Genomic DNA, 16738 nt, shown 5'->3' with positions numbered 1-16738 from the left:
GTTATACGTTAATTTATGAAAAAAATCGATAACATATTAAGAAATTCATAACTATTTCTCCATTATGCGAATTCTCGTCCCTTCGCTATGGCTACTAAATTCGGGGGCATACATACTTTGAATGGTTGTAATTCCATTACTGAAAACACCAGTGTTGTTCACCCTGAGGTCGTATTCAAAGACAAAAACTCCTTTTGGCAGGTTATCAAAAAAGAAATTTGTGGCTGCGTCTTTAGTACTTTCATAATAACCCAATCCATCTTGCCATTTGTATTGGGATATAACGTTTATAGGCTCCAAACCTGCAGCTCTCATATCTTTGAGATGGATAAACTCCATTTTCCTGTCGACCTTTACTACAATTCTGGTTCTGACTAGATCACCAACATTCAACGGGGTATCTTCGGTGATTTCTTTGAGTTCTTCCCCTAAATCTGTATTCCTTTTCAAAAACAATTTTTTATCCAGTTGTAAAGGAGATTTTGCTGGGGTTATCTTGTCCAAATCCTCAAAATACTGCCAATACAAAGCACCCCAGGCTATGCCGTTACCTTTTTTGCTCAACTGAACTTCGGCCATTTCTGGCTTAATTTCAATTCCCTTCCATGAGGTTTGATAATATCCACTACCGGCTTCTATAGGTGTTTGTTCCTTTTTTTGGCTATCTAATTTCCATGGTCCCATTCTATTCCCACCTAAACGTACATCCACGGCCTCGGTTATGGAAAGCCAATCGTTGCCTTCTAGCAATAAAGCGTATATGGCGTCTGTAGTGGCCTTGGTGGTTTGCCAGTTATTGGTCTGCTTGTTTTTTAACAACCATATTTTGAGATGCTCTATGATCTGATTATCTAATGGGTCCGTACTGCCTATCTCGGCAAAAGCCTCGATCATGAGTGCTTGTGTTTCAATGGGTGATTGATGCCAATACCAAGAAGCTGTGTTTTCCTTCCAGTACATGCCCAATTCTTCGCTTTCGATACTGTTTTCCTTTAGGGATTGCATTATTTTCTCGGCTTCGGATGCCATGTCCTGCCTATGGAATACAAGTGCTATCATGCCTTTTTCATATAAGCTTTTCTTTGTCCAATACTTCTTTGCCTGACCTAAGTAATACTGTACCGCCTCTTGGACTTTTTCAGATTCGGGTTGGTCCTTAAAAAGGCTGCGAATATATAAGTAATGAATCTGTATTGCACTTAGATGATCCCCATTGATATTATCCATATGTTTTTTCATCTCTTCGTACTCGGCTATAAATTCCCCCTGTAGATAGCCAAGAGCTCTTTCTTCAAGTAGTCTAGCATTCTCATCGGAAAGTCCAGTATCTAGTTGCCTTAAATGCCCTATTCCAGCCAATATGTGTTGGGTAATATACCTATTGGCAGGACCTCCATGAAACCAGGCCCATGCCCCGTTGGACATTTGGTTGTTTAGAAGTTTGTTCAATGCCAATTGCTGTTCCTGGGCCACATGATTACTATTGAACAAAAGGGCTATCCTTTTTTTCTTTTCTGTTTCCGATTGGGCATCCCTTAGCCAAGGGGTTTCCTGAATTAGAATAGATTTTAGAGCCTGATTCTTTTCTAGATCGCTCACCAAGGCATCAGATTTTGCCCATTGATCAAAAACGGATTTAATTTTCGGATTTGATTTTGTGATATGATTGGCCAGGGTATTGGCATACAACCTAGAAAATATCTGCTCGTTGCATTCATATGGATACTCCATCAGATAGGGGAGCGCCTGCAACGCATACCAGGCGGGATTGGAGGTGATTTCCAGGGTGAGCTTATGGTTGCTCCTCGTGGTTGAGGTAGTTTCCTTTAGCTTGTCCAGCGTAAATGTTTTGGTGTCAATTCCACTGACCCACATGGGCATGGTTTCTGTCACCAACATTCTATTGGTAAGAACGGGAAGGGTGTTCTGTTCGCCATCGCTAAAATCTCCCGCTTTTGCCATGACTGTAAATTGGACAGCTTGGAGGTTTTTTGGAATTGTAATTGTCCAAGATACCTGTGTATTGTTTTTGGATGCTACCTTAAATTCCTTCTCATCAGCCGTGCTCGGTTCAGCCGATGACAAAAGTAGATCATAAGTAATATCCTTTCCCGTTAGGGCATCCTCCAAAAGAATAGTGGCCTTGCCAGTTAATTGGTGATCTGTGAGGTTGCTTATTTTGCTACTTATGGTGATGGTATCCCCTTCTCTCAGAAACCTAGGGATATTAGGTGTAACCATGAGTTCTTTTTGGGTAAGGGCTTCAAAGGTCCTCACTGTACTTTCCAAGGTAGCGGTATGCGCCAATAACTGAAGCTTCCATTGTGTAAGGGCTTCTGGGGTGAGGAAACTAAAAGTAACGTTGCCTTCTGGATCCGTCATTAATTTAGGGAAGAAAAAAGCAGTTTCTTGAAGGTTTCTTCGAATTTGGACCTTTTCTGGTTCGGATTCTTTATCAACTGTAGTTTTATCATTACCATCATTGACCTTGCCCATATAAATTGGATTTGGAGCAATTACTTCCTCAGCTTGTTCTTGTACACCTTCTGAATCTTCCATGGCGATTGGTCCAGAATTTTTCATCATCATTTCAGTTCTGTACATTCTATTCCCAGTTCCGAAATAAAAGTTGAACCAATTGAAGGAGTCATATCCTTGAGGAGTAAACTGTGGGCTATCCACTTCATCTATTTTTGTATTGAAATATACGGTTCCAAAGCTTTGGTGAGCATTTGAGTAGTAAATGGAATGATAAGAAGACTTTTCTAAGGGGCTGAAATACCAATTGTGTTCCCTAAAAGAATCCAAAGAAGCATCGTACATACTGGCCAAAACTTCGGCAGCCACTTTTTCTCCTTTTGGTCCTTTAATTTTAAAGCTCCATTTTTCCTCGGCACCAGGTGCCAACTTATCCCTGAAAGTAATGGTCTCCACATCCAGTTGGGTAGATGGGTACGGCACACTAATGCTTTGGGTTCCAGTTACAAACCCATTAAAGGCAGAAAAGCTATAGCGAATGGCAAAGCCGCCCAAATCGGTTGCCCCAATTGGAATTGAAATAGTTTTGCTGTTATTGGATAGGGGTACAATAATAGTTTCTATATTTTTTTTATCCTTTTCAATAAATAATGTCACCTTAAGGGATTTCGCGCTTGTGGCCAAAGTAAGTTTTGCTGTTTCTCCTAAGGCGTAGGCTTCCTTATCGGTCTTGAGGTCGAATAATTGATTATCCGCTAAATTTTTGTCCTTCTTCCAAAAAGCGGTGGTATGTACTACATCCTTTACGGCCTTGCCAAATCTATCAGTAGATTCCAGTTCAATAGCATACCTTCCAGATTCCCATGATTTGATTTGGCCCAAGCTTAATTTGTCCATTTTTTCCGTATCAAAATCGGCTTGCCAAACCAAAGCTCCTTTTTCCCAGTTTGTTGGATCTTCTTCATTGGAATATGGTTCGTAAGGGAATAGGGTCTTAAACTCCTCTTTTGTAAAGGAGGAAAATTCTGGAGCCGGCCATGGCCGTTCTCTAAGGACGTTATCCGGACCCTTTAATTTATATATTTTAAGGGTGCCCTTTGCGGGAACCTCTTGGCCATTGAGATTGGTAGTGCTGATTTCGATAGATTGATCGCTTTTAGACTTGTCCAACCTATTCGGAACTATTATTTTCGCCAATAGGGAATGGTAGCCTACACGTACCATTTTTGAAGTACTATGAGTTTCTCCGTTGATATCCGTTACATCCACCGTGACTTCATAGGTGAAAATGGGGAGATCTTCCTCTGGAATACTACTATCAGGGATTGCCTTGAACTTAAATTCATATTTGCCCTCTTCATTGGTAATAGTTTCCCCATGTGCAATTTCTTGGGCAGTACTTTTTACATATGGGCGACTCCAATAATACCATACAGGATATTCAACAATCCTGCGCACCGTATAATTAACCTTTGCGTTGGTAATGGTGCTGCCGGCAAAGGCAGTGGCAGTCCCCGTTAAAAGAATACTGTCATTTACTTTATAGGTTTCCGTTACCGGATCAATACGGGTTTTAAATTTTGGGCGCTTATATTCCTCCACTGAAAAATTGGATTGTCCGCTTAAATTAACTTCTTCGGAGTTTATGACTAATGAGTATTCCCCTGTAAGACCGTAATTGGGCAAAATGAACTGCCCATTAAAGGAGCCATAATCATTGGTTGTATATTCCTGCCTGCCTACTTCCTGGCTATTGGCATTGAGGAGAGTTGCTACCACTTTTGTGTTGTTTAATATCGAAGTGGACACGTTGTTTCTTTTGATGGCGATTCCCTTAAAAAATACCACTTGGCCTGGTCTGTAAATGCTACGATCCAGAAAAAGGGATGAGAAATAACTGGTTTCCGTAGGATTGTTGATGTCTGTCTTTTTGGAAATAAAGTAGGTTCCAAAAGTGGCAACATCCTCTTTGGATCTAACAGTCATAGTGAGATTTGTCCATCTATCATCTGAAAGCTGAATGACGATGAAGCCTTGTTTATCTGTGAGATAGATATGTTCTTTTAAAGGCCCGTTGTAATTTGTTTGATAGCTGAAGGTAACCTGGGCTCCTGAAACGGGATAACCATTAGCTCTATTAATGACCTGGAACATTTGTTCATTTGCTCCCCTTGTTTGTACAATGGCGAGGTCAGTTACCTGTACTGTTTGAAAGGCAAATGTAGCATCATTTACGGCAAGGATAGTGTATGAGCCATTCGGTAAGGCAGGGAGCAATATTTCTGTGCTGTGATTCTGATAGTCCCCAACGTTTTTAAGCGTTCCTGTCCATTGTTTGGCAACTGGCAGTCTTTTTATAAAAGCACTTTGCTTTTCTATGGGATAAATTTTTTCCAATTGAGCTTTTTCATCCTCCGTTATAATATGGGCGGTAAGTTTTAGCCCATCCATATTTTTGTAGTTCACCAAGATTCGTGATGGTAGATTTATTTGCAGATGACTTTCAGCTTTTAATTGAAGGTTCTTGGATAGAATTTGTGTTTTTAACGCCAGGGAATTTTCAGCAGCTCTGCTTTTTGGATATTTTTCTATGATGGCATTACAGATTTCCAATGCTTCTTTCCGCTTCCATTGTTGTGTTACATCGGTTTTTGGATCGTAGTTGTTCGCCCATTGGTCATATAATGCAGCAATCTCATAATTGAATAACGCTGCCACCTCCTCCCTATAAGATGTAGCGCTATTTTTCAATGCGTCCAAATAGAATTGGTCCGCCTCTTCAATGATGCTATATTGTTTTATAAAACGTAGGCGTTCTAAATCCACATTTGCCAATGCTAAACGAGAAGGGTCTTTTTGATGGAATGTTAAAAGTTCCTGATATAGTTTCAAGGCTTTTAATTGAAGAGAGCTGCTATCTTTTACAATTAAAGGTAGGGCACTGAATTCTTCTGCCGGGGCAAAATACTCGGGCTTGTCCAATTCAAATTTATAAGAAGGATTAGTGATGCCATTTTCACTCGTCCTGTAAAAATCCAATGCAGTATGGGCCAAGACATCATATAGGGTAGGTCTGTATGCACGGGAATCCTTTTGCTGATTGAGAATTTCTTTAAAGAGATTGATGTCCAATTTTTGTAGCTCCTCGGTGTTTTCCAGGGAGCGTTCAAAATGAATGCTAATTTCTTCAAATAAGGTGCTCAGGTCCCAGGTCCTAAAATCTATGAGGTCTACCTTGCTTTCTGTCTTTGTCCGATTGTAGAACTCAAAGCGGTTCTGTTGATAATATTGCCAATACAGGTTGGCCAAATAGCTCTCTAATATGTTCTTTGTGGGTGTAGTGGCTTGGGCAATCTCACTTTTGAATTCATTTACAATGGTCAATTGCGATTCCTCTTCCAATACCATCAAGTATTTGGAAGAATACAATAATGCTTTAATCGTCTGTGGCGAATTTTGCTCTTTTTTAGCTTTTTGGGATATGGTCTTTACTACTTCCAGGGCGGATTTTGTCAAGGATTTTTCTTCCAGTTGGGATACTTCTTTCCAGAGGGGATCATACGAAGTATTCCCGTTAATTTGGCCATGGCCCAGTTGGATACATAGGAGAATAGGAAGTAAAAAAGCTAAGTGTTTCATATGCATAAATTTAGGAACAAAAATGAATTTTCAAGTATGTCCATCCTCAATAAAGAATGGCCATCAAAATATAGGGATCCGCAAGTATTACTATAACCTCAATTACAAAAAGAGTACCAAAATGGGAGCCTAAAGAAGAAAAGTCCCAATGGCAAGTGGGACTTTTAGTTTGATGTTGTGGTAACTAGGCTCAATCTAGAGTGATTTTAGCATTCCTCCATCAATAGGGATATTGGTTCCTGTTATAAATGATGCTTGTTCAGAAGCTAAAAAGGACACTAGATATCCATACTCCTTCGGGTCTCCAAATCTACCTACGGGAACATTCTTAAGCATTTGTTGGTTCACCTCTTCCAAAGGGATTCCAAACGACTTCGCTTTGGCGCTGTTAAGATTTTTTAGTCTTTCTGTATCAAAATAACCTGTAAGGGTACTATTGACGGTAATACCATATTGGCCGACATCAGCAGCCAGTGTTTTGGCCCAAGTGGTCACTGCCGCCCTTATGGAATTGCTCAAGGTGAGATAGGATAAAGGCTCTTTTACGGAAACGGAGGCGATATTGATGATCCGGCCATATTTCTTATCTATCATTCCCTTTAATGCAAGTTCCGAGGTATAGACTACTGTTTTAAACAACAAATCAAAAGCTGTCTGGTAATCTTCAACTTTTTTTTCCATTGCTCCACCGGAAGCCGGACCTTGCGTATTGTTTACAAGGATATCCACCGAATTATTCCTAAAATAATTCTCAATAATTTCACGATAGGAATTGAAGTCGGTAAAGTCAACCTCCAAGTATTGATGGTGTTGCCCGTGCTCCGTTGGCAATTGGGAAATAATATCTTTCAGTTTATCCCCACTGCGCGCCATTAGGGTAACACTCGCACCACAAGCAGCTAGTTGCTGGCCTATAGCCTTTCCTATGCCTTGGCTACTACCGCCAACCAAAGCCTTTTTTCCAATTAAAGATATATTCATGATTATTTGTATTCTTCTCTTGTAGGACTAAAAGTATCCATCAACTTACAGTCGGTAAGGGCCTTGCCACTATGGGGTATATGCGGGGCAATGATCACGAGATCCCCTGGCCCATAAACCTGGCTATTGCCGTCTAATGTAAATTCAAAGCTACCTTCCAATACCTGCATTACCTGTTCGTTCATATGGGAGTGTTCAGGGACCTCTGCCCCTTTTTCCACCTCCCAAAAGGCTAGGCTCATGTTTTGTGTGTGTACCAGTTTTCCATGATATCCCGGCATTATTTCTTTTGGAGTTACATCTTTTAATTTAATATGCATATGTTCTTGTTCTTTCTACGAATATAAGCAATATTCAATATTTGGAGTCCCTAAAAAAAGGTGTTGGATGTGGTTCAAAAACGGATGATTTAAATTTTATTAGGCTCCTGCAATCCTTATCTTTACCTTTTTAAAATTGATTAAATGCACATTCATTTTATAGCTATTGGCGGAAGTGCCATGCACAATCTGGCTCTGGCCCTATACCATAAAGGCTATGTCATTACCGGGAGCGATGACGTAATATTTGAACCTTCAAAAGGGCGGTTGGAAGCCAAAGGTCTCTTGCCCAAAGCTTTTGGTTGGTATCCTGAGAATATCCACCAAGGATTGGATGCAGTGATTTTGGGAATGCACGCCAAACCAAATAATCCAGAACTGCTCAAGGCCCAAGAAATGGGTTTGAAGATATATTCCTATCCTGAATTTTTATATGAGCAATCCAAACATAAGACTAGGGTGGTTATAGGGGGCAGCCATGGTAAAACCACCATTACCTCTATGATTCTCCATGTTTTGGATTATCACGATAGGCCAGTTGATTATATGGTGGGCGCTCAATTGGAGGGCTTTGACCGAATGGTGCATTTAACAGAAGAAAATGATTTTATCGTATTGGAAGGGGACGAATATTTGTCTTCTCCCATAGATAGAAGGCCCAAGTTTCATTTGTACAAGCCCAATATTGCTTTGTTAAGTGGAATTGCATGGGACCATATCAATGTATTCCCGACCTATGAGAATTATGTGGAGCAGTTCCAGATATTTGTGGACAGTATTGTCAAGGGAGGAAGCATCACCTATAATATAGAAGATCCCGAGGTAAAAAGAGTAGTGGAAGCTTCTGAGAACTCTATCAGGAAATTGCCCTATGAAACACCTGCATATGCTGTTGAAAATGGCGAGACCCTACTGGAGACCGAAGAGGGACCAATGCCTATTGAGGTTTTTGGGAAGCACAACCTGAGCAATTTGGCAGGTGCTAAGTGGATCTGCCAAAATATGGGGATTGATGAGGCCGACTTTTATGAGGCAATAGCCACTTTTAAAGGCGCCTCCAAACGGTTGGAAAAAATAGGAGAGGGAAGAAGTAGCGTAGCGTACAAGGATTTTGCTCATTCGCCAAGTAAGGTAGCGGCAACAACTAGGGCTGTCAAGGAGCAGTATCAAGATAAAAAGCTCTTGGCTTGTCTGGAACTGCATACGTATAGCAGTTTGAATGCCGAATTTTTAAAGGAATACAAAGGGGCACTGGAGTTTGCTGATGAGGCCGTGGTTTTTTATTCCCCTGAATCTGTTAAGATCAAACAGCTGGAGGAAGTGACCAAGGATCAAATTGCAGCGGCTTTTGAAAGAACCGATCTTAAAATATATACGGATGCACTTTCTTTCAAAGAATTCCTGTTCCGACAAAATTTTGAGGATTCCGTACTCTTGCTTATGAGTTCCGGGAATTATGGGGGATTGGATTTCGATGAGGTGAAAGGCCTTATGGACAATTGAGAGCGAAGCTGATTATGGGCTGGAAAGAGATTTTTTTCTAGGATATTATTTTGGATTATTTTGTTTGTTATCTTTAACAGATGCAAGAAAAATCGACTTATTTCTCCATTAAACATTGGTCCAATGATGACAAACCTAGAGAAAAATTGGTGCATAAGGGAAAATCCGTGCTTTCAGATGCTGAATTGATCGCTATTTTGATTGGATCAGGTGGTAGAAATGAAAGTGCTGTAGAACTTGCAAAAAGGATTTTGGCATCGGCCAACAATAACCTGAACGAACTGGGAAAACTTTCCATAAAACAGTTAATGCAGTTTAAGGGTATAGGGGAAGCCAAAGCTGTAACCATTGCAGCAGCCCTTGAAATGGGTAGGAGAAGAAGAGGGGAAGCAGCACAGAAGATTACTAAAATAACAAGTAGTAATAGTGTATTCGAACTGTTGCAACCAATGATGGGTGAACTTCCCCATGAGGAGTTTTGGATTGTTTACCTGAACAATGCAAATAAAGTGATGCTCTCCGCTCTTTTGAGCAAAGGAGGGATCACAGGCACTTTGGTAGATGTGCGCTTGGTATTGAAACAGGCACTGGAACTGGGTGCAGTTGGTCTTATTTTGGCACATAACCATCCATCGGGCACATTAAAACCTAGTGAAGCGGATAAGAAGGTCACCAGTAAACTAAAATTAGCTGCAGAGGCTTTGGATATAAAAGTTTTGGATCATGTGATCATTACCCAGCAAGATTATTTTAGCTTTGCGGATAACGCCATGCTATAAAAAATGTCTGGAAATCATTATACTTGGAATTATAGGAACCTATGTTGTTGATATATACCCATAAGATTACTTCTCGCTTCACCTACATCATGAAGCACATTTTTACTCGAATTCTGGGGATAGAGGTTGTGTTTACTACCAAGGTTGAAGATTTTATTAAACATACCGGTCCAAAAATAACCTATACCAAACAGCCTTTACAGAATGAGTTTTTTGTTCGTAGTAATGATTTACTTTTCGAACAGGGGATTAACGACTTACAATTTAAAATGGCGGAATGGGATGGTGTACCCTGTTTTTTCGTTACCGGGGATAGGAGCAATATTCCTTTTGATATTTTCGCTGCCAGTTTTTATCTGATATCTAGGTATGAAGAATATTTGCCCCATGTAAAAGACGTGCATGGTAGGTTTCCTCCCACAGAAAGCTTGGCCTATCAGAATGATTTTTTAGAATGGCCGGTGGTAGATATTTGGGCCTTCCAGTTACTTAAAGAATTAAAGGAAAGGTTCCCCAATATGGAGGTGAAGGAAAGAGGGTTTTCCTATACGTCTATCATAGATGTAACAACGTCCCATTGTTACGCCCATAGAGGGTTTGTTAGGAGTCTTGCTGGTTTGGTTTTGGATTTAGGTTCTCTCAAATTTAAACGCGTGGCAGAGCGTTTTATGGTTTGGCTTAATCCAGGATTGGATCCTTTTGATAATTTCTCCAGTCTTATAGAGCTTCATAAGAATTATGGGGTTGGGAGTATGTTCTTTTTCCAATTTGCTGAATATTCTACCTATGACAAAAATGTGTCACCCAATAACAATAGGTTTAGGCACTTAATTAAATCGGTTGCAGATTACAGCATAGTGTCCCTGGGTGCCTCGTATAGTTCCTTTGACAATATTGCTTTATTAAAAGAGGAAAAAAAGCAGTTGTCACAGGTGATAAATAGGCCGATCAATGCTTCTAGGATGCGGTACAACAGGGTAGATATCCCAACGACCTATCGCAACCTCGTTGAAACAGAATTCACCGATGATTATACAATGGGATATACCCATGAAATAGGTTTTAGGGCAGGTACCTGTACACCATTTTTCTTTTATGATATTCCTTTGGAGGTACAACAACCCATTAAGGTACATCCCTTTGCAGTACATGATTACGCTTTGATGAAATACAAGGATAAGGAAGAGATACTGGAAAAGATATCTTTCTTATATAAAGAAACAAAAGAGGTCAAAGGAGAGTTTATCAGTGTTTTTTCTAATGAATTGCTTGGTGGCGAGAGTAAAATAGATTGGATAGATTTATATAGTACAGTTTTAAAGAGGTTTTATGTTTAGAGATATTGTAACCGACGTTTTTTTCGATTTGGACCACACCCTTTGGGATTTTGAAAAGAATTCCGCGCTAACCTTTGATAAGATATTACAGGCCAATAGGGTAGGCGTAGATCTGAATGATTTTTTGAGGGTTTATGTCCCCCTTAACCTCGAATTTTGGAAACTCTATAGGGATGGAAAAATTATTAAGGAAGATTTAAGGTACCAAAGGTTAAAACAGACTTTTGATTCATTGGGCTTTACCATATCGGACGAAACCATCCATGTTCTTTCTGAGCAATATATAGAACATTTGTGCTCTTTTACGCATTTGTTTCCCAATACAGTGGATATCTTGGACTATCTAAAACCAAAATATAAGCTCCATATCATTACCAATGGCTTTCAGGAAATTCAGGAAAAAAAATTAAAAAATGCCAACATTCATAGCTATTTTGATCAGATCATAGATTCTGAAATGGCTGGGGTAAAGAAACCTAATCCCATAATTTACCAACTGGCCCTCCAAAAGGCAAATGTTACCCCTGAAAAGTCCATTATGATAGGGGACAGTTTGGAGGCAGACATCATGGGAGCCAGGGCCATGGGGCTTCATGCACTACATTTTAATGTTCATAATGATAAAAAACATGACTATTGTGACATGATAAATGAGCTTAATGAAATAAAATCCTATTTATAGAGTTGTAGAAGTAGTATCATTTAGGTAACTGCCACGAAATGTGGAGCCTAAAGATTCTTTAAATTAGAGTCACAATGAAGTACTTCGTCTCCCTATTTCTGTTAATAGCCCTATGCAGTTCATGCATGCAAGAACAGGATTTCAACCAATTGGAAGACCTGAGCATTACCCCTACCATCACATCCAGTATATTGTATATGGAAGCAGCAGAAGACCAAATTAATGCTGTGGTGCCAGGGGAGTTCTATTCGGAAGATTTCAATTTTGATGCCTTTGCAGAGGGGTTTTTTGCTGAAGGTGTACTTAGCGGTGTCCTAACGTACGAGATAGAAAATTCGACAAGTAAGACACTCGAGATCATTATAGAATTATTGGATGAAAACGGAAATGTGCTGGACACGGAACCCATACTTGTGGAACCTGCACCTCCAGTATTTATTAAGAGAGTGGAAATCGCCTATGGCCCGGGGGGTAGGAGCATCGATATAATAAAAAACACCTCTGCCATCAGGGTGAGCGCACAGAATCTAAGCGATGATACCAGTGTTTCCAGTGAATCTGATCCCAAAATAATACTGCGTTCCAGTGGATCCTTTAAGGTTGAGCTTGAATGAGATTAAAAAAACAAATTGTCGTTTTTCTTCTTTTGTGCTCCTCTTCCATATTGGCCCAAAATAAACAATTGCTATACGATTTTATGGCAGTGCCACAGGCCTTGATGCTAAATCCTGGAGCTAGGGCAAACTATCAATGGTATAGTGGTGTCCCCATGCTTTCTGGTATTTCTGCAGCTGCCGGAACCAGTGGTATTTCAGTCAACGATATTTTTGCCAATGATGGCGTGGACATTACCACAAAAGTAAGGGATAGGGCTATTTTTGGCATGGATTTTAGGGATGAGATCAGTGAGACGATACAGGTAGAATTCTTGAATGTAGGGTTTAGAAGCAAAAATAGACCCGATGATTTTTATTCCTTCGGGATGTATTTGGAGGAGGATATGATCACCTACTGGCCTCAGGATTTGGCGATATTGGGATTCGAGGGCAATGCCAATTATATTGGCAATAGCTTTAATTTGGACCATCTGAAGGTTCGCGGAGAAGTGGTCAATGTTTTTCATTTTGGCCTCAACCGAAAATTGAACAATACCCTTAGGGTTGGAGTTAGAGGGAAATTGTATTCAGGTATTTTTGATATTAGCTCTACCAATAATTCTGGTTATTTTGTAACCAATCCAGGTCAAAACAATCTACTTGCAAATACACTTGATGCAGATATGACGGTCAGGACGTCAGGTATCGACGGTCTTGTAGAAGGAGACCAAGGGGTGTCCCAAACGTTTATTAAAAGGGCCCTTTTTGGGGGCGATTTAGGTTTGGGTCTGGATGTTGGATTTACATACAGACTCAATAACAAAACCTTGGTGACCGGGAGCATTTTGGATATCGGCTTTATACGTCATACTACAGATGTTAAGAATTATACCCTGAAAGGAAGCGCCACAAATGAAGGTATCTCCATCATACTTCCAGAAGCCCTAGCGGATCCCAATAAAGATTTTTGGCAGGATCTTGTAGATGAGATAGAAGAGCTTATTCCTTTTGAAGACAATAGGAACAGTTATATTAATTTTAGACCAACAAAACTCAATGCCTCCATACGCCATAATTTTGGTAAACCATTGACCTCAGAGGAAGATTGTGAATGTACCTCGGATGGGGGTGGATTAAAAGGAAGACTTCCAGAGTATACCAATAGTGTGGGCGGACAACTGTATATGATCAACAGGCCAAGAGGTCCACAAGCGGCACTGACCGCTTTTTACATGCATAAATTCGGCAATTTCCTGGCGCTCAAAACCACCTATACTGTAGATAAATTCTCCTTTTCCAATATTGGATTGGGTATGAGTATGCAGGCCGGACCTGTTGAACTTTATGCCATGGCGGATAATTTGCTAGGGTATAGGAATGTCTTTGCGAGTAAATATGCCTCTTTCCAATTCGGATTAAATATTATATCTTGGGGCAGAAAATGATGGCAAGCCACTTATGAAAATCTCACTTTTTACACTATTACTTTTTGCGCTGTTTCTTGGAAATGCACAAGCAGATCTCAATCAATACAAATATATCATTGTCCCTAAAAAGTTTGATGGGTTTAGAAATGTAAACCAATATCAGACCAGTACGCTGATCAAATTTCTGTTTGTAGAAAACGGATATACTGCCGTATATGAGGATGCACTACCGGATGATCTGAATAGGGATCGTTGTCTAGGGACAGTTGTGGGATTAAAGGATGACTCAAGTATGTTCACAACAAAAATATCGTTGATCTTAAAAGATTGCCAATCCAAAGTTGTCTTTGAGACCAAAGAGGGCACCAGTAAGGAAAAAGATTATAAAGATGCCTATAATGAAGCCATAAGGGATGCTTTTGTTTCTTTCAAGGGACTTGATTATAAGTATTCGCCAAAAGAAGAACAAGAGGCTCCTGTGAAGATCAGTTTTAAAAATGATGTAAAGGAGCTTAATGAGACGGATGCTAAAAAACCTGCTGCTGCCGTTTCGGTTGAAGATAATACAGGGAAGAAAGGGGAGGTGACAGAAATGGCGCCACGAGTTGTCAACCAAGAGGGAGACGCCACCAAAAAAGCTTTGCAGAAAGGCCCAATAGTTCCTCCAACCGTCCTGTATGCCCAGGTGATTAACAACGGGTATCAACTGGTAGATGCCTCCCCAAAGGTCATCTTGAAAATGTTGAAGAGTACCTTAGAGGGGGTTTTCATTGCAGAATCCCTGGAACTTAATGGGGTGGTCTATAAAAGGAACAATAAGTGGTATTTTGAATATAACAAAGACGGCAAAGTAGTTGTTGATGAACTGAATATCAAATTCTAGAATTCATATTTGCTTTTCCATCTGTTTTTCAGGAATTCTTTTAACGCATTTTCCCGCTGGTTATTACCGGGTTTATAAAATGAGGTGCCCTTGATGCTATCGGGGAGAAATTCCTCCTCCACGAAGTTGTTCTGATAATCATGGGCATACTTGTACTCTTTCCCATACCCCAAATCCTTCATCAATTTAGTGGGAGCATTTCGCAAACCTATGGGTACGGATAGATCGCCTGTTTCCTTAACGAGTTGCTGGGCCTTGTTGATGGCCATATAGCTCGCATTGCTCTTAGGGGAGGTCGCCAGATATATGGCACATTGACTCAATAATATCCTAGCTTCCGGATAACCAATGGTAGTAACTGCCTGAAAAGTGGTATTGGCCATGACCAAGGCTGTTGGGTTGGCATTGCCGATATCTTCAGAAGCGGCAATGAGCATGCGTCTGGCGATAAACTTTACATCTTCCCCACCTTCTATCATTCTTGCCAACCAGTAAACGGCTCCGTTAGGATCGCTCCCGCGGATAGATTTTATGAAGGCAGAAATTATGTCGTAATGCTGTTCGCCCGTCTTGTCGTACAGTACGGTGTTTTTTTGAACCTTACTCAGTACAAGGTCGTTGGTAATCGTTATTTTATCTCCACTTTCGGAGGAAATGACCAATTCAAAAATGTTCAACAATTTTCTTCCATCGCCACCCGATAATTTCAAGAGGGCCTCGGTTTCCTTCAGGACTATGTCTTTCTTCTTTAGGTATTCGTCCTGTTCCATGGCCCTTTGGAGCAAGGCCTCCAAATCTTGCTTTCCAAACGGATTTAAAATATAAATTTGGCATCTGGAGAGGAGAGCGGGAATTACCTCAAAACTTGGATTCTCAGTGGTGGCACCAATAAGGGTGACCCATCCCTTTTCAACGGCTCCCAAAAGTGAGTCTTGCTGGGATTTGCTGAAACGGTGTATTTCATCAATAAAAAGAATGGGGTTTTTGGTGGTGAACAAGCCTCCGCTTTGTTTGGCCTTGTCAATAACATCCCTAATATCCTTTACACCACTGCTAATGGCACTAAGGGAATAAAATGGACGTCCACTGGTATTTGCAATGATATTTGCCAAGGTTGTTTTACCTGTACCAGGAGGGCCCCAAAGAATAAGTGAAGGCAATATGCCTTTTTTGATCTGTTGCGTTAGTGTACCTTTTTCACCAACCAAATGATTTTGGCTGACATAATCTTCCAAGGATTTAGGGCGTACACGTTCTGCTAATGGTTCATTCATAGCTTCAAAAGTATAACAATTATCTTGATGACAATTTATCAGGTTTTATATTTTTGGTCGTTAAATTGATGGATTAGTATTAAATTGTAGGAATGTCCGAGGATAAGTATTTCAAATTTTCCAATGCGGTATTGGTGGTTCCTATGGTCGCCGTATTGACTATATGGATGGTTTTTTGGTTGGAGTTAAGGCTACAGGTCAATTGGAGCCATTTGGGAGTCTTTCCCAGGACTCTGAGCGGATTGAAAGGAGTATTTCTCAGTCCGTTCATCCATGGTTCGGTAGAGCACTTATACAACAATACCATTCCCATAGCAATTCTTTTGGGGGCATTGGTCTATTTTTACAAGGACATTTATTGGAAGGTATTGCTTTGGGGTATATTCATTTCTGGATTGGTCACTTGGGCAATAGGAAGACCATCGTATCATATTGGGATTAGTGGCCTGATTTATGTTTTGGCAAGTTTTATATTTTTTAAAGGGATTTTCACCAAACACTATAGATTGGTAGCCCTATCCCTAGTGGTTGTATTTATTTATGGAGGGCTGTTATGGTATATATTTCCTATCGAAGATGGAATCTCATGGGAGGGACACTTGGGAGGATTTATTGCCGGTCTCTTCTTAGCCATTCTAATGAAGGTAAGGACACCACCGCTAAAAAAATATGATTGGGAGCGTGATGATTTTAATGAAGAGGACGACCCCTTTTTGAGGCATTTTGATGCCGATGGAAATTTTATTGAAAGGGAAGAGGAGCAGAACCATACAGAGGAAGCCTCGGTAAAGATTACCTACCATTTTAAAAAGTCCTCACCCGAAGAGGGCAAGGACTAA

At 40.3% G+C, this 16738-nt stretch carries 12 protein-coding genes; 8 read left to right on the top strand and 4 right to left on the bottom strand.

The features are described from left to right. Positions 1 to 51 precede the first annotated feature (51 nt). From ABXZ32_RS03415 to ABXZ32_RS03405, 3 genes are all read right to left on the bottom strand, one after another. Positions 52 to 6117: an alpha-2-macroglobulin family protein gene (locus ABXZ32_RS03415; protein WP_354617258.1), complete on the bottom strand. Its 6066-nt coding sequence runs from the start codon at positions 6115 to 6117 to the stop codon at positions 52 to 54. Between the two features lie 195 nt (positions 6118 to 6312). Then, entirely contained in the window at positions 6313 to 7098 is a 786-nt protein-coding gene (locus tag ABXZ32_RS03410; RefSeq protein WP_354617257.1) for an SDR family oxidoreductase, read from the bottom strand. A 2-nt stretch (positions 7099 to 7100) separates the two neighbouring features. Next, positions 7101 to 7418, bottom strand: coding sequence for a cupin domain-containing protein (locus ABXZ32_RS03405; protein WP_354617256.1), 318 nt, complete (start codon positions 7416 to 7418; stop codon positions 7101 to 7103). A 144-nt stretch (positions 7419 to 7562) separates the two neighbouring features. Between ABXZ32_RS03405 and ABXZ32_RS03400 the strand changes: the two genes are divergently transcribed. The 7 genes from ABXZ32_RS03400 (at position 7563) to ABXZ32_RS03370 (ending at position 14625) form a co-directional block, all read left to right on the top strand. Further along, the gene (locus ABXZ32_RS03400; RefSeq protein WP_354617255.1) at positions 7563 to 8921 is read left to right on the top strand and encodes a UDP-N-acetylmuramate--L-alanine ligase; all 1359 of its coding nucleotides are present in this window, start codon (positions 7563 to 7565) and stop codon (positions 8919 to 8921) included. A gap of 80 nt (positions 8922 to 9001) precedes the next feature. After that, entirely contained in the window at positions 9002 to 9700 is a 699-nt protein-coding gene (radC, locus tag ABXZ32_RS03395) for a RadC family protein (protein WP_354617254.1), read from the top strand. Positions 9701 to 9741: 41 nt separating this feature from the next. Further along, the gene (locus ABXZ32_RS03390) at positions 9742 to 11037 is read left to right on the top strand and encodes a polysaccharide deacetylase family protein (RefSeq protein WP_408016591.1); all 1296 of its coding nucleotides are present in this window, start codon (positions 9742 to 9744) and stop codon (positions 11035 to 11037) included. Further along, positions 11030 to 11719 carry a YjjG family noncanonical pyrimidine nucleotidase gene (locus ABXZ32_RS03385; protein ID WP_354617252.1) on the top strand — a complete coding sequence of 230 codons (690 nt, stop codon included), beginning with the start codon at positions 11030 to 11032 and terminating at the stop codon, positions 11717 to 11719. The genes ABXZ32_RS03390 and ABXZ32_RS03385 overlap by 8 nt, the downstream gene beginning before the upstream one ends. A 74-nt stretch (positions 11720 to 11793) precedes the next feature. Beyond that, positions 11794 to 12333, top strand: a complete 540-nt coding sequence (locus ABXZ32_RS03380) for a hypothetical protein (protein ID WP_354617251.1) — start codon at positions 11794 to 11796, stop codon at positions 12331 to 12333. Continuing rightward, the gene (locus ABXZ32_RS03375) at positions 12330 to 13760 is read left to right on the top strand and encodes a DUF5723 family protein (protein WP_354617250.1); all 1431 of its coding nucleotides are present in this window, start codon (positions 12330 to 12332) and stop codon (positions 13758 to 13760) included. Before ABXZ32_RS03380 ends, ABXZ32_RS03375 begins: the two co-directional genes overlap by 4 nt. Positions 13761 to 13773: 13 nt before the next feature. After that, positions 13774 to 14625 (top strand): hypothetical protein, encoded by an 852-nt coding sequence (locus ABXZ32_RS03370; RefSeq protein ID WP_354617249.1) that lies wholly within the window; start codon positions 13774 to 13776, stop codon positions 14623 to 14625. On the opposite strand, the gene ABXZ32_RS03365 is transcribed toward ABXZ32_RS03370, so the two are convergent. After that, positions 14622 to 15899 carry a replication-associated recombination protein A gene (locus tag ABXZ32_RS03365; RefSeq protein WP_354617248.1) on the bottom strand — a complete coding sequence of 426 codons (1278 nt, stop codon included), beginning with the start codon at positions 15897 to 15899 and terminating at the stop codon, positions 14622 to 14624. The two genes, ABXZ32_RS03370 and ABXZ32_RS03365, sit on opposite strands and share 4 nt — an antisense overlap. Before the next feature lie 92 nt (positions 15900 to 15991). Here ABXZ32_RS03365 and ABXZ32_RS03360 point away from each other — a divergent pair, with 92 nt between their 5' ends. Then, positions 15992 to 16738, top strand: a complete 747-nt coding sequence (locus ABXZ32_RS03360; RefSeq protein WP_354617247.1) for a rhomboid family intramembrane serine protease — start codon at positions 15992 to 15994, stop codon at positions 16736 to 16738.

The organism is Sediminicola luteus, from assembly GCF_040566555.1.
Lineage (GTDB): Bacteria > Bacteroidota > Bacteroidia > Flavobacteriales > Flavobacteriaceae > Sediminicola.
Note: the sequence above shows the minus strand (reverse complement) of the source record. Positions and strands in the feature narration are given on the sequence as shown.